The organism is Ruegeria sp. YTSA219, assembly GCF_059609985.1.
Genome location: NZ_JBXWMT010000003.1, coordinates 68,915 through 89,065, shown reverse-complemented (window position 1 = coordinate 89,065; position 20,151 = coordinate 68,915). Strand labels below are relative to the sequence as shown.

Below are 20,151 nucleotides of genomic sequence, written 5' to 3'. Positions count from 1 at the left end.
GATTGTCAGACAGGAGTCCGCCCATGCGTTTCGCCCATCGTCACCTTCTTGGCATCGAGCACCTGTCCCAATCCGATATTACTGCCATTCTTGATCTGGCCGAGACCTATGTCGAGATGAACCGGCAACCGAACAAGCACTCGGATGTGCTGGCGGGGCTGACGCAAATCAACATGTTCTTTGAGAACTCGACCCGTACTCAGGCCAGTTTCGAACTGGCAGGCAAGCGGCTGGGTGCGGATGTGATGAATATGGCAATGCAGGCCAGCTCGATCAAAAAAGGCGAGACGTTGATCGACACGGCGATGACGCTGAACGCGATGCATCCTGACCTTCTGGTGGTGCGGCACCCGCATTCCGGCGCGGTTGATCTGTTGGCGCAGAAGGTGAATTGCGCCGTACTGAACGCAGGCGACGGGCGGCATGAGCACCCAACACAGGCGCTGCTGGATGCGTTGACCATTCGCCGCGCCAAGGGTCGCCTGCACCGGTTGAACATCGCGATCTGCGGCGACGTCGCCCATTCCCGCGTGGCGCGGTCGAACTTGATCCTGCTCGGCAAGATGGAAAACCGCATTCGCCTGATCGGCCCACCAACGCTGGTCCCCAGCCAATTTGCCGAGTTTGGAGCCGAGATCTATGACGATATGAACGAAGGCCTTCAAGACGTCGATGTCGTGATGATGCTGCGCCTTCAGAGAGAGCGGATGGATGGCGGGTTCATCCCCTCGGAACGTGAATACTATCATCGCTACGGGCTGGATGCCGCCAAACTGGCGCAGGCCAAACCCGATGCCATTGTAATGCATCCCGGCCCAATGAACCGCGGGGTCGAGATTGACGGAACGCTAGCCGATGATATCAACCGCTCGGTCATTCAGGAGCAGGTTGAGATGGGTGTCGCCGTCCGCATGGCTGCGATGGAACTGCTGGCCCGCAATCTGCGCGAGGCCGCATGAGCGATCTGGCCGTTGCATCCCATGAACACGGCGTTATCCGCCTGTTCGCACTCGACATGCGCCCGGAAGAGGCCAAGTTTCTGCGCGAACCCGGAGCCGTCGATCAGATTCTAGGGGTAGCGGGGCTGGATCCCGAACAGGTTGACGTCTTTCCGGTCTCGGACCTCGAAGACCTTGGCCTCTATGGCTATCTGACCGAGGGCTGCGACGTGTCCGCAGATCAGCTGGACCACACAGCTCTGGATGCGATTGACGGCTGGGTTCTGGTGGTCCGCAGCGCCGCATTTCGCGGTCGTGCAGCCGCTTTGCGCCCCGACCGCAGGCTGCGCCTGATCGGCCTCTACACCGAAGAAGCAACAAGCTGGGCAGGTGGCCGGATTGAGACGGAAAGCGCGAAACCGTATTCGGCGCCGCAATCCGCACCGCAAAATGACAGACCGCGTCGCATGGGCTCTGCGGTTCTGGCGCTGCTGATCCTTCTGGTTATCGGAGGTGCCCTATGGCTGATCCTGTGACTTTCCCACCCGACAAAGGGGCCTATATCCGCACCAACACGTGGATGGCAGCCGCGGCTATGGCAGGGGCCATGATCATCCTTTGGCTGATCGGTAATCCCTATGTGTGGACCGGCGCGCCTGCGGGCCTTGCTGCAATCGGCATTCGTGCGTGGTATCTGGCCTCAGACGAGCTGACGGCCGCATGGGAAATGACAGACACTACTCTGACCGGCCCTGGCCCGCGCAAAGTGGCGCTGAACCAGATCGAGGCTGTCAAAACCATGGGTAGCTTTGTTCAAATCGTCACAAAAGGCGGGGACAAGCACCTGATCAAGTATCAGGCAGATCCCGCCGCTACCAAAACCGCTATTGAAAGGGCCATGGCATGAGCAATCTGATCTTCACCAACGCCCGCCTGATCGACCCCGAAACTGGCGCGGACGCACCGGGATGGGTGCATGTGGCTGATGGCCGTATCATAGCCAAGGGCGAAGGTGCGGCCCCGTCGATTGACGCGCAGGTCATCGACTGCGGCGGGCATTGCCTGGCACCGGGCATCGTCGATCTCGGCGTCAAGGTTTGCGAGCCGGGCGAGCGGCACAAGGAAAGCTATAAATCCGCAGGCCTGGCGGCGGCGGCAGGGGGTGTGACCACGATCGTGACGCGCCCCGATACCTTACCCGCCGTGGACACGCCGGAAACGCTGGAATTTGCGACCCGGCGCGCACAGGCGGATGCCCCGGTCAACGTGCTGCCCATGGCGGCCCTGACCAAAGGGCGCGAAGGGCGCGAGATGACCGAGATCGGATTTCTGCTGGATGCCGGTGCCGTCGCCTTTACCGACTGTGATCATGTCATTGCAGATACCAAAGTGTTCACCCGCGCGCTGACCTATGCTAAATCCTGCAGTGCGCTGGTGATCGCCCACCCTCAGGAACCGGGGCTGAGCGCTGGCGCCGCCGCCACCAGCGGCAAATTCGCCGCCTTGCGCGGATTGCCCGCCGTTTCCCCAATGGCCGAGCGTATGGGGCTGGACCGCGACATTGCGTTGCTGGAAATGACCGGTGCGGCCTATCACGCCGATCAGATTACCACCGCCCGCGCCCTGCCCGCGCTGGAACGGGCCAAGCGGAACGGGCTGGACATCACTGCTGGCACCTCGATCCACCATCTGACGCTGAATGAGCTGGACGTGGCCGACTATCGCACCTTCTTCAAGGTCAAACCTCCGCTGCGGTCGGAAGATGACCGGCAGGCTGTCATCGAAGCGGTGCGGGCAGGTCTGATCGACACGATCAGTTCCATGCACACGCCACAGGACGAAGAAAGCAAACGCCTCCCGTTTGAAGAGGCGGCCTCGGGCGCGGTGGCGCTGGAGACGTTGCTGCCTGCGGCTTTGCGCCTGTACCATGCTGATCAACTGGACTTGCCGACTCTGTTCCGCGCGATGGCTCTGAACCCGGCTAAACGACTGGGTCTGGACAGCGGTCGCCTGTCTGAGGGCGCACCGGCCGATCTGGTTCTGTTCGACCCGGATGTACCCTTTGTGCTGGACCGGTTCACGCTTAGATCCAAATCGCAGAATACGCCATTTGACGGCCAGAGGATGCAAGGTAAGGTCACCGCAACCTTTGTGGCAGGCCAAGAAGTATACCGGAGACCCTGATGCCCCTGATCGACAGTACGATGACCCAGCTGATCCTCTGGGCCGCGATTGGATACCTGATGGGGTCGATCCCCTTTGGCATGATCATCGCCAAGGTGATGGGACTGGGAAATCTGCGCGATATCGGGTCGGGCAATATTGGGGCGACCAATGTACTTCGCACCGGTAACAAGGCCGCCGCCGCGCTGACTCTGATCTTTGACGCCGGTAAAGGGGCCGCTGCCGTCTTGCTCGCCCGTGCCATGGCCGGAGAAGACGCTGTACAGGTCGCCGCATTGGCCGCGTTTCTGGGCCACTGTTTTCCAGTCTGGTTGGGCTTCAAAGGTGGCAAGGGTGTCGCGACCTTTCTGGGCCTCTGGCTAGCGCTTGACTGGGGCGTGGGCATTGCCTGCTGCATAACTTGGCTGGTGGCCGCTGCCATCTGGCGGATTTCGTCGCTTGGGGCCCTTGCAGCAGCGTCCCTGTCTACAACCTGGGTCATGGTTTTGAGTGACGGGTCGACGTTTATTCTGGGAATCGTCCTGACATTGCTTGTGTACTGGCGCCATGCCGCCAATATCTCGCGCATCAAAGCCGGCACCGAACCCAGGATCGGGTCCAAGACCTGATATCCGCCCGAGTTAATTGGTTCTTGATCGAATCATTTCGATCTATAATTTCTGTCATTACAGAAATTACTGGATACAATCATGCACCTTACAGAATCCATGCGCGACTTTATCCTCCATTGGGGGGAAATGGGTACCAAGTGGGGTGTGAACCGCTCGGTCGCGCAAATCCACGCGCTATTGCACATCTCGCCCGAACCGATGACTGCAGATGAGATCTGTGAAACGCTCGGGCTGGCCCGCTCGAACGTCTCGACCGGGCTGAAGGAACTGCAAAGCTGGAAGCTGATCAAAGCCAGCCGAAACCTGGGTGACCGGCGCGATCACTTTCATTCGATTCGGGACATGTTTGACCTGACCAAAGCTGTGGTCGAAGGCCGCCGCGAGCGGGAATACGCCCCCACCCTGGACGCGCTGCGTATCGTGGCCCAAGAGGCCCAGATTGACGGCACCTCGCCCAAAGTGCGCCAGCGAATTGATGAGACACTAGAGACCATGCAGATGTTCAACGACTGGTATGTCGATGTGAACCGTCTACCTCGCCGCGTTCAACTGGCAATCGTCAAACTTGGCGGACGCATCGCCCGGCTGCTGCCCAAGGGACAAGGGGACAAGTCGCCCTAAAAATTTTACCCTTAAATTTCTCTCAATACAGAAATCTCAGAATATGATGTAAAAAGGAGCATGACATGATCCAGCCTAAACGCCCGACCGAACGCGCACCGAAAGGCATCCAATGGGCCGACCTAGTTCCCCTGAACCGCTGGGACAAGATCAAGGAACTGATGCTGCCGCTGCCCTGGCTGCTGCTGTCTCTGACGCTCTACAGTACTGCCCTCTGGCCACTTGGTGCTATGGCCAGCTTTCTGTTCTTTCTGTGCGCCCTGCGCCTGAACCACGAAGCGATCCACGGCAATCTGGGGCTGTCGCGGCGGCAGGATTCCTTGGTGATGCATGTGCTCAGCGCGTTTATGTTGGGTTCTAATCACGCTTTCTGCCAATGCCACCTGCTGCATCACAAACACGCCATGGGTCCGGGCGATTGCGAGGGGAATTGCGGGCACATGACCCTGGCGCAGGTCTTGGTACACGGACCCCGGTTTCCCTTCGACATCAACCGTGCGGCCTGGCGGGTCGCCAACGCCAAGGCCCGCCGCCGCATCCTGATCGACTGGGGGCTGGTGCTTGCCGTGATCGCCACTGCTGTGCTGAACGGATCGCAAACCTTGCTGCTGCACGTGGCTGCGATGAGCACAGCCCAATGCCTTGCCGCCCTGTTTGCGGTCTGGATAACCCATCAGGGCACGCATGACAGTGGCGTTGCCGCGCGCAGTCAGCGCGGGGTGCTGGCGCGGCTGGCCTATCTGATGTTCTACCACCGCGAACACCATCTGTTCCCGAAGGTTCCTGTCAGCCGGTTGCCCGTTCTCGCGGATCGGCTGGAACGTTCGGTTGCAGGATATGCCGCAAGTCGCAAGCCGGTCATCGGCTGGCTGGAACCACGCCGGTTCCGGGTTGAACCCTAATCCTTACTGATACGCGCACCCAAGGATCCTGAGCGGAAATGCACAGGATCCGTTTGCCAGCACACAATCACCTTTAGTTGTTTTGAACGTGATCAATACGCTGCCCACTTCGGGGTCGTGGCGGCCAATTACCGACCGCACGGAACAAAACAATCAGGGTTGCCCAGACTCAATTACGGAATCCCCCGGCAGCTCGATTCACGAAAGGTGAAAACAATGAACAAGATCAAATCCCTTATCGGCGGCGTCGCGCTGTCTGTTGCCATCGCAAGCTCAACCCTGGCTGCAGGCGTCGAACTGAACGCAAGTTCGACCGGTCTGGCGCTGCAGGGCTATGACCCGGTCGCTTACTTCACCGCTGGCGAAGCCACCAAGGGCGATTACCGCATCACTGCGCTGCACAACGAAGCCTTGTACCGCTTTGCCTCGGAAGAAAACAAAGTCGCGTTTGAAGAAAACCCCGATGCCTACCTGCCCGCATATGGTGGCTATTGCGCATTCGGCACCGCGATGGGCTTCAAGTTTGACGGCGACCCGAACTACTGGAGAATCGTCGACAACAAGCTGTACCTGAATCTGTCCGCAGATATTCAGGAACGCTGGGAAGGCGACATCCCCGGCTTTAACGAGCGCGCCGACACCAACTGGAAAGATATCGCCGACAAGAGCCCTTCGGAATTGCAGGCGCAATAATCCGCTCAAGAAAAACACCGGATCGGCGGCAGTTCACCCTGCCGCCGATTACCATTTGAAACCGCCATTTTTCACCCTAGTTGTTCAAGCAGGAACGAGCCCAAAAAAACGTGGGCCAGTGCCCCAAAGCGGCGGCACAGAAATCAGGTACGGAAACAGCCAAAAGACAGCGATCCGGTCGTCAGACCGGGCCCTAGCAATACCGCCTACAAATGAGCAGCACAGGTTTGCTGAAGACCAATTCGAAAGAAAGGTTAACAGAATGACAGGTAGATTTTTTATTGCGGCCTTTATCGCCTCTATTGCGGCCGGAGGCGCCTCGGCGCAATCCTCGGGCAACTGGACGGGCTTTTACGGCGGCCTTCAGGTCGGCTATGCCGATATCGACACCAATGTTTCGGGCGTCGACGGTGATGGCGCGATTGGTGGTATCGTGTTGGGATATGATTATGATCTGGGGGATTGGGTTGTCGGTGGCGGCTTTGACTACGACTGGACCAGCATTGAACTGACCCCCGGCGTCGAGATCGAAGACGTTTGGCGCCTGAAAGCACGCGCCGGATACAAAGTGACTCCGGTGGGGCTGCTATATGGTATCGGGGGCTATGCCGAGGCGAGTACGGACAATCTTGGCAGTGACGATGGTTGGTTCATCGGCGCTGGGTATGAACAGATTGTCGCCCCCAATGTCAGCGTTGGAGGCGAAATCCTGTATCACGAATTCAACGATTTCGATTCGACCGGAATTGATGTGGACGCGACCACAATCCAGGCCCGCGCCACCTACCGGTTCTAAGAAAACAGTGACGGAACCCCGGCACAAACGCCGGGTTCCTTTCATTTACAGTTCAAGAACTGTGCTGCCTGTGGTTTGGCGCGCCTCAAGTGCGCGATGGGCCTCGGCCACCTGATCCAGCGGGAACCTCTGATCAATGTGGATTTTGACCTCGCCGCCTTCGACCTTGTTGAACAGGCGCCGCGCCATGGCCTGACAGACCGCGTGGTCCGAAATATGTGTGAAGAGCGTTGGCCGCGTTATCTTGAGCGATCCTTTCTTGGCCAGAATACCGATATCAATCAGAGGCACCGGGCCCGAGGCATTGCCGAACGAGATCATCATGCCAAGCGGTTTCAGGCTGTCGAGCGATCCGTCAAACGTGTCCGACCCGATGGAATCCATCACCGCGTCTACGCCTTTGCCTTTGGTGATCTGCGCGACACGCTCGGCAAAGTTCTCGGTCCGGTAATTGATGCAATGCGAGGCACCGTTGAACTGCGCCAGACTGCATTTTTCATCGGTTCCGGCAGTACCGATCAACGTGATCCCCTCGGATTTGGCCCATTGGCAGGCAATCAAGCCAACACCCCCGGCAGCTGCATGAAACAACACGGTATCCCCGCGTTTTAGCGGTGTGGTGCGATGAAACAGATATTCGACTGTCATCCCCTTGAGCATCATCGCGGCCGCCGCATCAAAAGAAATTCCATCCGGAAGCGGGCACACCTGTGCGGCGGGCATGACCCGTGCCTCGCAATAGGCTCCGGGCGGAGAGGCAGCATAGGCCGCGCGCTGCCCGGATTCCAGATGCGTTACACCTTCCCCGACGGCTTCGATCACGCCAGCGGCCTCCATGCCCAAAGCCTGCGGCAGATCCAGCGGATACAGCCCAGTGCGCTGATATACATCAATGAAATTCAGCCCGCAGGCATGATGACGAATACGAACCTCACCGGGGCCGGGTTCACCAAGTGGGCGATCTTCGATCTTCAGAACCTCGGGGCCGCCGTGTTCATGGATGACGACGGTTCGTGCCGTTTTCTGCATGTTGTCCTCCTCTAGCCTCAGGCCAAGCTAACATGCCTGTGACGCAGGGCAATCGACACGATTACGCGAGGCGCAACCCAAACGCGAAAATTTGTGCTATACTATGCCCAAGGCGTTGCTGGCTGGTCCGGCCAAAAGCAACAAGTCGCCGGATTGACCCCGCTGCGCAACATCGCAATGCAGGAGGGGACGGCAATGGACAAAACGATTGGCAATCCGATCACCTGGGCGGCACGGAACATAGGTGCAACCGGGGATCACCTAGCTGAAAACATCAGCCATATCGGCAGCGCGGATACACGGCACCTGCCAGTGGTTCGTACGCTGACGATGGATGATCTTTGGGCCTGCCTGAGGGCAGGATACAGCGATTTTCTGGATACAAGGGCCGATGCGATATTCGTGGTGCTCATCTATCCGATCGCAGGTTTTCTGATGTTCGGAATTGGGCTGAACACAAACATGGTTCCACTGCTGGCACCGCTGGTTGGTGGTTTTGCGCTTGTGGGTCCGTTAGCCGCCCTTGGCCTGTACGAAATCAGCCGCAAACGAGAACAAGGTGGCGAGGCTGGATGGCTGGATGCGTTTGGCGTGTTCCGGTCCCCTTCCCTGGGTGCAATTCTGGCTTTGGCGTTTTACATGGTCATGCTGTTTCTGGTCTGGCTGATGGTCGCGCAGAGCATCTATGTTCAGACACTCGGCCCTGACCTGCCCGCGTCGCTGGGTGCCTTTCTAACCCAAGTGTTCACCACCGCCGCTGGATGGACCATGATCTTGTTCGGGCATGCTGTTGGGTTTCTGTTTGCCCTCGTCGCCCTGGCAATCAGCGTCGTCAGCTTTCCGCTGCTGCTGGACCGCAAAGTGGGCGTTCCGGTCGCCGTGGTGACATCCGTACGGGTGTTGCGTCGCAATCCGGGCGTCATCCTGAGCTGGGGATTCATCGTTGCCGCGCTGCTGGTCATCGGAGCGATCCCGATGTTGCTGGGCCTGATCGTCGTGATGCCGGTACTGGGCCACGCCACCTGGCATCTCTATCGGTGTGCTGTGGCCTGAAACATAGCTTTATCCCGCAACTTTCAGAACAATCTTGCCAATATGGCCAGAGCTTTCCATCCGGGCATGGGCCGCCGCCGCATCAGCCAGATCAAACTCACTATCCATGACAGGGGCAACTTTTCCCGCCTCGAGCAAAGGCCAGACCGCTTCGTGCAGATCCGAAGCAATTTTTGCCTTGGCCAGATCGCTTTGCGGGCGCAGGGTACTGCCAGTCAAGGTCAGCCGTTTGACCATCATAAGCGCAAAATTCAGCTCGACCACGGGCCCCTGAAGGAAGGCTATCTGCACCAGCCGACCATCCTCGGCCAGCGCCTTGACGTTGCGTGGGATATAGTCGCCGCCCACCATGTCCAGTATCAGGTTCGCCCCGCCCTCGGCCCGCATCGCGGCTACGAAATCCGCGTCACGGTAGTTGATCGCCTGTTCGGCACCCAGCTTTTCACAGGCCTCACATTTTTCAGCCGAGCCTGCAGTAGCAAAAACCCGCGCTCCAAAGGCGTTCGCCAGCTGAATCGCCGTTGTGCCGATACCACTGGAACCACCATGCACCAGAAACCGCTCACCGGCCTTCAGGCTGCCGCGCATAAAGACGTTGGACCAGACGGTAAAGAAGGTCTCGGGCAGGCAGGCGGCTTCTTTTAGGCCCATCCCCGCTGGCACCGGCAAACAATGCGCCGCAGGTGTGGCCACATATTCGGCATAGCCGCCGCCCGGCAGCAAGGCACAGACCTGATCGCCAACGGATAGGTCTTCGACCCCCGCCCCGATGGCCACGACCTCACCCGCGGCCTCAAGACCCGGCAGATCACTGGCACCCGGAGGTGGATTATAGGCACCGGCGCGCTGCAGAGCGTCCGGGCGGTTCACCCCCGCATAGGCGACTTTGAGGATCACTTGACCGGCCAAAGCTTGGGGCATCGGGCGTTCTGTCAGTTGCAGAACATCCGGACCGCCGGGTTCGGCGATTTCAACGGCGCGCATCATCTGAGTCATGGGTAGATCTCCTTTGGCCAATGCCTAGCAGGCTGAAACGCCAAGGCCCAGTAGCAAGAGGACTACTTGCGCGGTGTCAGGAATCCGGGAAGCGTGCCGTGGGTTTTAGCCGGAGCTTTAACCTGCCCGGCCAACCAATTCGGAACAGCAAGAAACGGTCTGAACAGAGGATTGTCCCTCACCTGCCCCTTAAGCTTTTCGAACTGCATGACATTGTCGATACGACGGTCCAGAAACTCCCACGTTTTCTGATTCCCGGGCGAATCATCCCCCAACCAGAACAACAGGGTCGAGGAATAGACCCCCGACAATGTCGCCCGCTTGGTGTACCAGTTCACGTCGTCCGAAGTATCTCCCAACGTGTCCCAGATCAGATCACAGGTTTGCCATACTGCCCTTGCGCCATCAGCCGCGTGGCTTGGCAGCGAAAACATGGTCATACCCCGGCGCACGAGTTCCTTATCCGGCACGGCCTGCAGCCGGAACCGGACGGCAGCAGCGATCCGGTCACGGAATTTGATATCGCCCAAATCCTCAGTTTTAAGGCGATCTGCCATCACCGCGTCCCCGCGCGCATGAAATGCCAACGCCAGGTCAACGGCACCACGCGGACAAATCGCCCGCACCAGAACGTCATCCATTCCACATTCTTCAATCGCCGCGCGAAAGCTGGTTTCCGACCAGCCATCGAAGGGAACATGTGTCAGCATCGCATCCAAAAGCTGCTGCTTGGCGTCTTCATAGGTGGTGGTCATGGCGGTTCTCCGGTTATCAGGACCAGTACTAGACAAGATAGAGGCGCTTTGCTATACGGCCAATTCCTGCAATTTCCTTGCAACTCTATCTAGAAAGGTGGTGACAACCACATGCAGGTTAGTGTTCGCGACAATAACGTCGATCAGGCGCTTCGTGCCCTGAAGAAAAAGCTGCAGCGCGAAGGCGTGTTCCGCGAAATGAAGCTTAAGCAACATTTCGAGAAACCGTCCGAGAAAAAAGCGCGCGAGAAAGCTGAAGCGATCCGCCGTGCCCGTAAACTGGCACGTAAGAAAGCACAGCGCGAAGGTTTGCTCTAAGCACCTTCCTCGTCCAGTTTTGGATGACACTATTTGACGACCCCCGAGGCATCGCCCGGGGGTTTGTCGTTTTCAGGGTGACGTTGCGCGCTTTTTCGCGACTGGCTGACGCAACCCCGCGTCAATGCGCGATAAATCGCGAACTCAGATTCAACTTCCGGTGGCGATCTGCCCACCAACCCCGAGCGGCACGATTGTGTCTTCTCGTCGCCAAGTTCTCGCCACTAATGTCCCGCCAAAATAACGCAATCTATTGGAGGCAGAATCATGTCAACGGCCAGCGATCTAGAGCGGCAGATGCTCGCATTGATCAATGCAGAGCGGGCAAAGGCGGGCTTACAACCGGTCAAGCTTGAGCTTCGGCTGAACGCAGCGGCGGAAGATCACAGCGAGTGGATGCTGAACGTCGATAAGTTCAGCCATACCGGCGCCGGAGGTTCGCGACCATCGGACAGAATGGAAGATGCGGGCTTCGAATTCTCCGGAAGCTGGCGTGCGACTGAAAACATCGCATGGCAGAGTGTCCGCGGTGCGCCGGGGCTGTCGGATGACGTTCAGGATCTGCACAACAGCCTGATGAACAGTTCCGGCCATCGCGCGAATATTCTGGACGCCAACGTGACCGTTATCGGAATTGGGATTGAGGTCGGAAACTATGACGGCTGGAACGCCATCATGGTGACCCAGAACTTTGCACGGACCTCTGCGCCTTTGCAGCTTGATACCAGCAGTTCGGGTGGTTCCGGTGGTTCCACACCTCCACCGCCCTCGGGGCAGTTGGACGTCAGGGCTGGCAAGATCGGCACTGCTGCGGATGACTGGTTCGTTTTGAAATCCGGACAGGCTGGCCTTTTGGATGGGCGCGGCGGTGATGATATCCTGGTTGGCGGCGGCGGCCGAGATAAGCTGCTTGGCCGCTCCGGCGACGACACCCTGAACGGCGAAGGCGGAAATGACACTCTGGTTGGCGGTGCTGATAATGACGACCTGAATGGGGGTGATGGCAAAGACCTTCTGAAAGGCGGCTATGGCATTGACCAGCTGGACGGTGGCGGCGGAAAAGATGTGCTTAAAGGCGGAGGGGGCAACGACATTCTTGTCGGCGGCGCGGGCAACGACAAACTGATTGGCGGCAATGGCGCAGATGTCATGACCGGTGGCACCGGAGTGGATCAATTCTACTTCACCAAGGGCGCGGATACTGTGACGGATTTCACCGACGAGGATATCGTCAACCTCCGGCAGGCCAAGTCTATCGTTGGGTATAACGATCTGATGAAGAACCACATTTCGCAATCCGGAAATGACGTCATCATCGATGCCGGTAACGGCCACACCCTGACACTAGAAGATACCTTGTTATCGGACCTGGCCAGAGACGACTTTGTGTTCTGAAGGCCGGACAAGCGAAAACTAAAGCCACGCCCCCGGAATCCGGGGGCGTTTTTCGTGATCAGTAAATCTTGGGCACGTACAGCTCGTCCGGCAAAACACGCCGTTCGTATTCCGGATTATATTTGCGATCCGGGAGATCAACTTTTTCCTGCGGTACATCCGTATAGGGGATCTTGGTCAGAAGATGCTCAATACAGTTCAGGCGCTCACGCTTTTTGTCGTTGCCTTCGACGATGTACCAGGGCGCCTCTCGGATGTTGGTACGGAACAGCATGTCCTCTTTGGCTTTGGTATAGGCCTCCCAGCGGATACGGGATTCCAGATCCATTGGGGACAGTTTCCACTGTTTCATAGGATCGTGAATCCGCATAAGGAATCGCAGCTGCTGTTCCTCATCCGTGATCGAGAACCAGTATTTCAGCAAGATGATCCCGGATCGAACCAACATCCGTTCGAATTCGGGAACGTCCTGAAAGAACTGATCAACCTGATCTTTGCTGGCAAACCCCATCACCCTTTCGACCCCGGCACGGTTATACCAGGACCGATCGAATAGAACGATCTCACCGGCGGCGGGCAGATGCGGGACGTAACGCTGGAAATACCACTGGCTCTGCTCACGACGACTGGGCGCCGGCAGAGCAACCACCCGGGCAACACGCGGATTCAGGCGCTGCGTAATCCGCTTAATCACCCCACCCTTGCCAGCACTGTCCCGGCCTTCAAACAGGATACAGACCTTGGCACCGGTATGTTGCACCCAGTCCTGCACCTTGATCAGTTCAGCCTGAAGTCGCAGCAAGTTACGGAAATAGACCTTGCGATCCAGCATGTCGGGATGCTGATCCTTGTAGATCTTCCGCACTTCCACCGACAGCATGGGCTCGCTGAATTCGATCTCAAAATCTTCGTCCAGCGCGTCTTCCAACTCGGCTTCGAGCCAGTCTTTTGGTGCATGGTTAAATTCGTCGGTCAAGGTCTGCTCCTTATCAATTAACGGGTCAGGACCCTATCAGGCGCGTGTAACCGCCTGATGTCATCACAGAGGTAGATGAAAGCCCTTTTCTAAGCTTATCTGCCGGGGTCAGCAAGATCACTGCCCCAGGAATTCGGAAACTTGGCATTTCCGCTCGGCTGGATCATTCAATCGCCAGAGCCACCCCTACTTCAGCTTGTATGAAGCCTGTTAACATGACTTGCCAGCCCGAGTGTTCTGAGGGCATCAAAGCACAGGTCATTTCAGAGAGGGGCCGTGGCGCATTTCATATCTGTTCTGCCGGTTGTTTGGCCCTGGTTTATCCTGATCGCCGCGCAGATATGCGCTGTTTCAGGGAAATGGTCTTTGGGGTTCGTTCTGCTGACCTGTTTTGGCCTGATTGCTCTGACCTTGGGTCTGGTCACGCCCTTTGCCGCAGCTATTGCGTCAGCAGGTCTTACCGGAGCGTTGATGCTACGCGGTTTGAACGGTGCGTTTTCCTTTGTTGGACATATCGCCTTGATCCTGTGGTGCCTGGCCATGGGCGCACATCTGGTTCCGGGCTTTCATAACCTACTGGTACTGGACCGGGTTCATGCCGGTCCGGGCAGCACCGATTTCACGATGTACCTGAACCTGGACAAGCCTCTGATCCTGTTCGCCGTCCTTCTGGCCTGGCCACGCATGAATGATGGAGTAGCGTATATACGCAAATCGCCGCTGGCGGTCGGGCTGGTCGCATTGCCGGCCCTGTTTCTACTGGGCCTCTCAGTCGGTGCCATCCGGCCAGAGTTCACCCTTCCCCATTGGTGGATGATCTTTGCACTTTCCAACCTGTTTCTGACCTGCCTCACGGAAGAGGCCTTTTTCCGTGGCTATCTGCAATCAGCACTTTCCGAACGCCTGGGGGCTGCTGCGGGGATTGCTGCGACCAGCCTGCTTTTCGGGCTTGCACATTTTGCAGGTGGACCTGCATTGGTTGTCTTTGCAGCCCTTCTTGGCGCGGCATGTGGCCTGGGATATTACGCGACAGGACGGCTTTGGGTTCCGGTTCTGATGCATTTCGCCTTTAACGCGGCGCATCTGGTGATTTTCACCTATCCCGGCCCAGCCTAGGTTAAACCGGCAACGCCGTCGTCTTGAACACAGTCCGAAGCGCGAATGAACTTTGCATCTGCGCCACGCCTGGAAGTCGAGACAGATATTGGCGATGGATGCGGGCGAAATCCTCGGTGTTTTCGGCAACGACCTTCAGGATGTAATCCGCAGTTCCTGCCATCAGGTGGCATTCCAAAACATCCGGGATCCGCGCAACAGCTTTTTCGAAGGCCTCCAGTACTTCCTCGGCCTGGCCCTGCAAGGTGATCTCGACAAACACCGTTGTTGGCACATTCATCTTGCGCGCGTCCAACAAGGCAACGTAGTTGCGGATATAGCCATCGGCCTCAAGCCTCTGTACCCGCCTATGGCAGGCCGAAGGCGACAAATTCACCTGCTCGGACAATTCAGCATTCGACATACGACCATTCCGCTGCAAGGCAGCCAAAATCTTTCTATCTGTCGTATCAAGGCTCATCCACGCAATTCCTTTGCGGGTTTTACCCATTGTAGCGAAGATTTTCCCGAAGAAAAGCCGGAATGCGGGCAGAGTTTCACAGAAATTGCACCCGAAACCGCCCATTATTTAGGCAGTTTAGGAACGGAGAGACCTAATGAAAATCGGTTGCCCCAAAGAAATCAAGCCGCAGGAATTCCGTGTCGGCATGACGCCCAACGCCGCACAAGAGGCGGTGTCTCGTGGCCATGACGTGATAATCGAAAACGGAGCTGGCATTGGCGCCGGGTTTGACAACGATGATTACGTCGCCGCAGGTGCCCGCATCGTGGACAGTGCAGAAGAAGTTTTTGCCACCGCAGAGATGATTGTCAAAGTCAAAGAACCCCAGGCGGGCGAACGCAAGATGCTGCGTGAAGGGCAGCTTTTGTTCACCTACCTGCATCTGGCCCCGGATCCGGATCAGACCCATGACCTGCTGGAATCGGGCTGTACGGCTATCGCCTATGAGACAGTGACCGATGCAAATGGAGGTCTGCCCCTGCTTGCACCCATGTCCGAGGTTGCGGGCCGTCTGGCACCACAGGTCGGATCCTGGACGCTGCAAAAGGCGAATGGCGGCCGCGGAGTGCTGATGGGTGGCGTCCCCGGCGTTGGTCCAGCAAAAGTTGTGGTTATCGGTGGGGGCGTCGTCGGTACCCATGCCGCCAAGATCGCTGCAGGTATGGGCGCGGATGTGACGGTACTGGACCGGTCTCTGCCCCGGCTGCGTTATCTGGACGACGTGTTCGGCGGTCAGTTCAAGAACCAGTATTCAACTGCAGGTGCGACCGCGGAGTTGATCCAGACAGCCGACATGGTGATTGGCGCTGTGCTGATTCCGGGTGCTGCAGCGCCGAAACTGGTGACGCGCGCGCAGCTGTCCACCATGAAACCCGGCGCGGTTCTTGTGGATGTTGCCATCGACCAGGGCGGCTGTTTTGAAACCTCAAAGGCCACAACCCATGCGGACCCGATCTATGAAGTTGACGGCGTCATGCATTACTGCGTGGCCAACATGCCCGGCGCGGTTGCAAGAACATCAACAATAGCACTGGGCAACGCCACAATGCCGTTCATGCTAGCACTGGCGGATAAAGGATGGAAACAGGCCTGTCAGGATGATCCGCACCTGCTGGCTGGCTTGAACGTTCACGCCGGCCAACTCACCTATTATGCGGTTGGCAAAGCGCTTGGGATTGACGTGGTATCCCCCAACGTCGTCATCAAATCCTGACGGAAGCCTCCAACCCCTGAAGCGTTGGGCATAGCGCCGCCTCTTCGAAGCGGCGTGACCTGTTCACAGCGTTGAACGGGGCACCAAAAACAACGACGCCGCGCGATTAGCGCGGCGCCGGGCCCAACCGGAGGAGGGTATTTCAATGCCCGAGCGACGGGCGGGAGCATCATCCCTGTTTCTGGATCTCGACCGAATGCGGGTATGGTATCGAAACGCCTTTTGCATCAAACGCTTCTTTGACTGCTTTGGTCATTTCAAATTTGACATCCCAATAATCGACAGCGGCACACCACAAGCGCACCGTCAGATCGACCGAGCTGTCCCCCAGATTTGTGACCCGCACCCAGGGCTCGGGATCGCCGTGGATGCGCCCGTCAGCCATTGCGAGGTCCAGAATGATTTTCATCGCCTCATCCGCGCTATCGCCATAGTCGATACCAAACACCAAATCTACACGACGCGTCTCGTGTGCCGAGTAGTTGGTGATAACTGACCCCCAAGCCTGGCCATTGGGTACAATGATCTGCACATTGTCGGGGGTCACGAGTTCGGTCGTGAACAGATTCAGATCTTTGACAGTTCCGGCTGTTCCGCCGATGTCGACATATTGGCCAAGCTTATACGGCCGGAAGACAACCAACATCACGCCTGCTGCCAGATCACTAAGTGTACCCTGCAGCGCCAGGCCAATGGCCAGCGAAGCAGCGCCCAAAATGGCAACGATACTGGTTGCTTCGATCCCGAAGATGCCCAGAACAGCCACAATTACCATGGCCAGAATGGCCCATTTGATCATGCTGGCGGCAAAATTGCCCAGCGTCGGATCAATATGGGGCGTTTTGTTGATACGGCGGCGAACAACCCCAGCGATCATTCCTGCCGCAATCCAGCCCAATATCAGAACAATCAGAGCCTTGCCCGCACTCATCAAGATTGGCACATAGCCGTTTGCCATATCCATGGCTTGATTTGCCATTTCCATCGTCTGCTCCAATTCGGGTTTCCTTCTGCTTTCAGATCGTTAATTGAATCCCACCTATCTGGTGGGCTCCTCTTCTGCCGTAACTGCAGGAGTCACTTTTTCAGTGCGTCGCGGATTTCCATCAGGATGTCCAGCTCGCTTGGCCCGGCTGGCGCTTCTTCTTCCGCCGGTGCTTCCTCTTCTGCCGCCTCTTTGACCCGGTTCACCATTTTGACCAGCATGAAAACCACCCAGGCGATGATCAGAAAGTTGATGATCGCCATTATGAACGCACCATATGCAAAAACAGAAGCACCGGTTTCCCGCGCCGCTTCCAGGCTCGCCCCTTCGGCGACATCACCGGCCAGAACGGAGTAGTTGTTGGTGAAATCAACCCCACCCGTAAACAGGCCAATCAATGGATTGATCAGATCACCAACAAGCGACGTAACAATTGCGGTAAATGCGGCTCCAATGATGATACCCACCGCCATATCCATGACATTGCCTTTGGCAATGAATGTCTTGAACTCCTGGAACATAACTTCCCTCTTTCCCTGTTGTCATTTTTATGCGCCTAAACGCACGGCAACTGTGCGCTAATTGCACTATAAAATGTATGTTTTTATGGGAAATCGTAACTATTTTTCCCCAATCGGCTTATTCAGGAGACCCCATGACACATTTTGCGTCTTATTCCATTACAGACAAATGGCCCGCCAAAGACCCTTCGGTCATTCAGCTCTATTCTTATCCGACGCCTAATGGCGTCAAAGCCTCGATCATGCTTGAGGAAACCGGCCTGCCCTACGAGGCACATCTGGTCACGCTTGCGGATGCGGATGTCAAAAGCTCCGAGTTCCTGTCGCTGAACCCAAACAACAAAATCCCTGCAATCATTGACCCGAACGGTCCTGATGGACATCCCCTGGGCCTGTTTGAAAGCGGTGCGATCCTGTTGTATCTGGCCGAGAAGTCAGGGAAATTCATGGGCCAGACACAAAGCGACGGACATCGCATTACCCAATGGCTCATGTTCCAGATGGGTGGAATTGGTCCCATGCTTGGGCAACTTGGCTTTTTCCACAAATTCGCCGGGAAAGAGATCGAAGATCCGCGCCCCCGTGAGCGCTATCTCAACGAGGCAAAGCGGCTGTTGAATGTCGTGAACAATCAACTTGATGGCCAGGAATGGATCGCCGGGGATTACTCGATCGCCGACATTGCAATCGTCCCCTGGCTGCGCGGGTTGGATTTTTATGGTGCCCGAGACATTGTTGGCTGGGATGAGTACTCAAATCTCCAATCTTATCTTGATCGGTTTCTTGCGCGTCCCGCCGTTCAGCGCGGGCTGCAGATTCCTTCCCCAGGTTAACACGTGTGGGGTGAGGCAATACCTCACCCCATCCATTTAGCTTGGAAGCTTACCCGTCAAAACATACCGCAGCACATCCACCACCTGCGAGGGATGTTCAGCAACAGCCAGGGCAGCTGCATCAACCTCTTTCAACGCGTGCTGATGATCTGGCCCGTGCACTACGATGATCGACTTGCCCAAAGCCGCCGCATATCCCGCGTCAAAGGCTGCGTTCCATTGCTTGTATTGATCGCCAAAGCGGACGACCACGACATCCGCGTCTGAAATGCCCTTGCGGGTTCGGATCGCATTGACCATCGCACCCTTGTGGTCATGCCAATACTTGTTTGGCTCGGACCCCAAAATTGCAACGCCGCAATCGTCGCTGGCTTCGTGAACCGTGACAGGGCTGTTGAACGAAATGTCCAACCCTTTCGCCCCGTCAATGATCTGCTCGCGCCAGTCGGTGTGTATCTCTCCGGACAGGTAGACGTTCAGGCCCATTGATTTCTCCTTTGATTTTATTGGCGACCCTAAAGACAAAATGGACCTGACCCAAGGGGGGGCTCAGAAAGCCAGCCGCCAAAACACCGGCTGCCCGTTGGGAACTGCCTTACGGGCCGCGCTGCGCTGCTTGCTTCCCAGAAACCCCGGCATCTCGGATGTTGGCTCGAACCCGAAACTGCGGGGCAAACGGGTATAGATCGACCGAGGCGGCAACCGTCCCCAGGTGATCCCTTTCAGCTGCGCGCCCGGTTCTGGCTGGTGCATCCAGACTTCGCGAATGGCGAATTCGTCGCGCAGCAGCACCAACACTGCCAACATCATGACCTCGGCCCATATTTTCGCGCATTTCTGCTGCAGCGCCTGCTCGTATTCACGCGTCAAACGCAACTCACGCGACCGGGGCGCCCGGCATTGCAGTCGACGCCGGGCATGGCCGACAAAGCGCAACCAGTCGGACTGAATTTCTTCAATCAGACAATAGCCACTTGTTAAATCTATATCCAAGCGGCACCAGGCCAGAGTCGGACGGCCATGCGTGCGTACCGGGTGCCAACAGCTTTGGAACGCACCCGCCGCCGCGCGCTGTTCGAATTTCCACAACAGCTCGGCATGCTCGGTCGGGAAGCCCAACTGCACCACAAGGTTATGCGCCTTGCGCGTGGTTTGTTCATCAGACCAGCGCTCAAAGCTCAGGCAGAAATCCAGCCATTCGGACTGATAGACCGCTTCTAAACCATGGAACGCCGCAGGGCTTAGCCCCTTCAGACGCACGGCGCGATCCGCATGGGCCACGGCCAGCACATCGTGCCGCCGCAAAACCCCGCCGCACCGCGCGATCATGGGTTTCAGCAAAGGACGCGCCAGCAAACGGGACAGCCCCGATTGCTTTAGATCCGAAACCGACATTTCGGCCTCCATCGACTGGCACAGCAACCAGGGGCTTTGCCGATCGGTATAATAGTAGAATGGCATCTCTTCCGGCAGAATCTGCCGGATCATCGAGATGTCTTGGCGTTTCATGACAACTCTCCAACGGGAAACAGGCCCGCCGGTCAGTTGGCGGGCAATCAGGGTTTGGGCATTGCTTTTGCGAGGCTGGGATCTGGCATCTGGCAGACTCCGGATTGTGATTGCATCAGGGGGCTGGACTTACGGCCAGGGGGTGATTCCACTCAACCCCTGGATTTTCAGGACGCAGGGACGTTGCAGCACGGCAACACTGGCG

Annotated in this window: 24 protein-coding genes; 15 read left to right on the top strand and 9 right to left on the bottom strand. The window is 57.3% G+C overall.

Features of this window, described 5'->3' with window-relative positions; genetic code table 11:
- Positions 1-23 precede the first annotated feature (23 nt).
- From AC2FFB_RS05915 to AC2FFB_RS05875, 9 genes are all read left to right on the top strand, one after another.
- Positions 24-959 carry an aspartate carbamoyltransferase catalytic subunit gene (locus tag AC2FFB_RS05915; protein WP_142635354.1) on the top strand — a complete coding sequence of 312 codons (936 nt, stop codon included), beginning with the start codon at positions 24-26 and terminating at the stop codon, positions 957-959.
- Entirely contained in the window at positions 956-1,474 is a 519-nt protein-coding gene (locus tag AC2FFB_RS05910) for a hypothetical protein (protein ID WP_496712280.1), read from the top strand. The genes AC2FFB_RS05915 and AC2FFB_RS05910 overlap by 4 nt, the downstream gene beginning before the upstream one ends.
- The gene (locus tag AC2FFB_RS05905) at positions 1,459-1,845 is read left to right on the top strand and encodes a hypothetical protein (protein WP_281995257.1); all 387 of its coding nucleotides are present in this window, start codon (positions 1,459-1,461) and stop codon (positions 1,843-1,845) included. Before AC2FFB_RS05910 ends, AC2FFB_RS05905 begins: the two co-directional genes overlap by 16 nt.
- The gene (gene pyrC, locus AC2FFB_RS05900) at positions 1,842-3,122 is read left to right on the top strand and encodes a dihydroorotase (RefSeq protein WP_496874652.1); all 1,281 of its coding nucleotides are present in this window, start codon (positions 1,842-1,844) and stop codon (positions 3,120-3,122) included. The genes AC2FFB_RS05905 and pyrC overlap by 4 nt, the downstream gene beginning before the upstream one ends.
- Positions 3,122-3,730, top strand: a complete 609-nt coding sequence (gene plsY, locus AC2FFB_RS05895; protein ID WP_142635346.1) for a glycerol-3-phosphate 1-O-acyltransferase PlsY — start codon at positions 3,122-3,124, stop codon at positions 3,728-3,730. Before pyrC ends, plsY begins: the two co-directional genes overlap by 1 nt.
- 81 nt (positions 3,731-3,811) lie before the next feature.
- The gene (locus AC2FFB_RS05890) at positions 3,812-4,354 is read left to right on the top strand and encodes a GbsR/MarR family transcriptional regulator (RefSeq protein ID WP_496874651.1); all 543 of its coding nucleotides are present in this window, start codon (positions 3,812-3,814) and stop codon (positions 4,352-4,354) included.
- Positions 4,355-4,419: 65 nt separating this feature from the next.
- Complete coding sequence (locus AC2FFB_RS05885; protein WP_496874650.1) at positions 4,420-5,256, top strand: fatty acid desaturase; 837 nt, start codon at positions 4,420-4,422, stop codon at positions 5,254-5,256.
- Positions 5,257-5,472: 216 nt separating this feature from the next.
- Complete coding sequence (locus tag AC2FFB_RS05880) at positions 5,473-5,949, top strand: YHS domain-containing (seleno)protein (protein WP_142635340.1); 477 nt, start codon at positions 5,473-5,475, stop codon at positions 5,947-5,949.
- 262 nt (positions 5,950-6,211) lie between these two features.
- Positions 6,212-6,745: an outer membrane protein gene (locus AC2FFB_RS05875; protein WP_496874649.1), complete on the top strand. Its 534-nt coding sequence runs from the start codon at positions 6,212-6,214 to the stop codon at positions 6,743-6,745.
- A gap of 45 nt (positions 6,746-6,790) precedes the next feature.
- Here AC2FFB_RS05875 and AC2FFB_RS05870 read toward each other — a convergent pair whose 3' ends face one another.
- The gene (locus AC2FFB_RS05870; protein WP_496693543.1) at positions 6,791-7,774 is read right to left on the bottom strand and encodes a quinone oxidoreductase family protein; all 984 of its coding nucleotides are present in this window, start codon (positions 7,772-7,774) and stop codon (positions 6,791-6,793) included.
- Between the two features lie 195 nt (positions 7,775-7,969).
- On the opposite strand from AC2FFB_RS05870, the gene AC2FFB_RS05865 reads away from it, so the two are divergent.
- Positions 7,970-8,827, top strand: coding sequence for a DUF2189 domain-containing protein (locus AC2FFB_RS05865; protein ID WP_496693542.1), 858 nt, complete (start codon positions 7,970-7,972; stop codon positions 8,825-8,827).
- Positions 8,828-8,836: 9 nt separating this feature from the next.
- Here AC2FFB_RS05865 and AC2FFB_RS05860 read toward each other — a convergent pair whose 3' ends face one another.
- Both AC2FFB_RS05860 and AC2FFB_RS05855 read right to left on the bottom strand, forming a co-directional pair.
- Positions 8,837-9,823 carry an NAD(P)H-quinone oxidoreductase gene (locus AC2FFB_RS05860; protein ID WP_496693541.1) on the bottom strand — a complete coding sequence of 329 codons (987 nt, stop codon included), beginning with the start codon at positions 9,821-9,823 and terminating at the stop codon, positions 8,837-8,839.
- A 62-nt stretch (positions 9,824-9,885) separates the two neighbouring features.
- Positions 9,886-10,578 (bottom strand): COQ9 family protein, encoded by a 693-nt coding sequence (locus tag AC2FFB_RS05855; protein ID WP_496712291.1) that lies wholly within the window; start codon positions 10,576-10,578, stop codon positions 9,886-9,888.
- A 111-nt stretch (positions 10,579-10,689) separates the two neighbouring features.
- On the opposite strand from AC2FFB_RS05855, the gene rpsU reads away from it, so the two are divergent.
- Positions 10,690-10,896 (top strand): 30S ribosomal protein S21, encoded by a 207-nt coding sequence (gene rpsU / locus AC2FFB_RS05850; protein WP_005614280.1) that lies wholly within the window; start codon positions 10,690-10,692, stop codon positions 10,894-10,896.
- A gap of 267 nt (positions 10,897-11,163) precedes the next feature.
- Positions 11,164-12,291 carry a CAP domain-containing protein gene (locus AC2FFB_RS05845; protein ID WP_282021660.1) on the top strand — a complete coding sequence of 376 codons (1,128 nt, stop codon included), beginning with the start codon at positions 11,164-11,166 and terminating at the stop codon, positions 12,289-12,291.
- A 58-nt stretch (positions 12,292-12,349) separates the two neighbouring features.
- Here AC2FFB_RS05845 and ppk2 read toward each other — a convergent pair whose 3' ends face one another.
- Positions 12,350-13,267 (bottom strand): polyphosphate kinase 2, encoded by a 918-nt coding sequence (gene ppk2, locus AC2FFB_RS05840; RefSeq protein ID WP_496689073.1) that lies wholly within the window; start codon positions 13,265-13,267, stop codon positions 12,350-12,352.
- Between the two features lie 276 nt (positions 13,268-13,543).
- Between ppk2 and AC2FFB_RS05835 the strand changes: the two genes are divergently transcribed.
- The gene (locus tag AC2FFB_RS05835; RefSeq protein ID WP_496693538.1) at positions 13,544-14,383 is read left to right on the top strand and encodes a CPBP family intramembrane glutamic endopeptidase; all 840 of its coding nucleotides are present in this window, start codon (positions 13,544-13,546) and stop codon (positions 14,381-14,383) included.
- Between the two features lies 1 nt (position 14,384).
- Here the strand turns inward: AC2FFB_RS05835 and AC2FFB_RS05830 are convergent, their stop codons facing one another.
- The gene (locus tag AC2FFB_RS05830; protein ID WP_142635322.1) at positions 14,385-14,843 is read right to left on the bottom strand and encodes an Lrp/AsnC family transcriptional regulator; all 459 of its coding nucleotides are present in this window, start codon (positions 14,841-14,843) and stop codon (positions 14,385-14,387) included.
- 136 nt (positions 14,844-14,979) lie between these two features.
- On the opposite strand from AC2FFB_RS05830, the gene ald reads away from it, so the two are divergent.
- Positions 14,980-16,098 carry an alanine dehydrogenase gene (ald, locus tag AC2FFB_RS05825; protein ID WP_271948547.1) on the top strand — a complete coding sequence of 373 codons (1,119 nt, stop codon included), beginning with the start codon at positions 14,980-14,982 and terminating at the stop codon, positions 16,096-16,098.
- 169 nt (positions 16,099-16,267) lie between these two features.
- On the opposite strand, the gene AC2FFB_RS05820 is transcribed toward ald, so the two are convergent.
- Positions 16,268-17,077 (bottom strand): mechanosensitive ion channel family protein, encoded by an 810-nt coding sequence (locus AC2FFB_RS05820; RefSeq protein ID WP_246097177.1) that lies wholly within the window; start codon positions 17,075-17,077, stop codon positions 16,268-16,270.
- Between the two features lie 98 nt (positions 17,078-17,175).
- Positions 17,176-17,604 (bottom strand): large conductance mechanosensitive channel protein MscL, encoded by a 429-nt coding sequence (mscL, locus tag AC2FFB_RS05815; protein WP_142635318.1) that lies wholly within the window; start codon positions 17,602-17,604, stop codon positions 17,176-17,178.
- A 134-nt stretch (positions 17,605-17,738) separates the two neighbouring features.
- Here mscL and AC2FFB_RS05810 point away from each other — a divergent pair, with 134 nt between their 5' ends.
- Positions 17,739-18,437 carry a glutathione S-transferase family protein gene (locus AC2FFB_RS05810; protein WP_281972595.1) on the top strand — a complete coding sequence of 233 codons (699 nt, stop codon included), beginning with the start codon at positions 17,739-17,741 and terminating at the stop codon, positions 18,435-18,437.
- Positions 18,438-18,473: 36 nt separating this feature from the next.
- Here AC2FFB_RS05810 and AC2FFB_RS05805 read toward each other — a convergent pair whose 3' ends face one another.
- Together AC2FFB_RS05805 and AC2FFB_RS05800 are read right to left on the bottom strand one after the other, a co-directional pair.
- On the bottom strand, positions 18,474-18,923 hold the full coding sequence (locus AC2FFB_RS05805; protein ID WP_271948554.1) for a YtoQ family protein: 450 nt from the start codon (positions 18,921-18,923) through the stop codon (positions 18,474-18,476).
- 63 nt (positions 18,924-18,986) lie between these two features.
- Complete coding sequence (locus tag AC2FFB_RS05800; RefSeq protein WP_496712301.1) at positions 18,987-19,946, bottom strand: hypothetical protein; 960 nt, start codon at positions 19,944-19,946, stop codon at positions 18,987-18,989.
- Positions 19,947-20,151 lie beyond the last annotated feature (205 nt).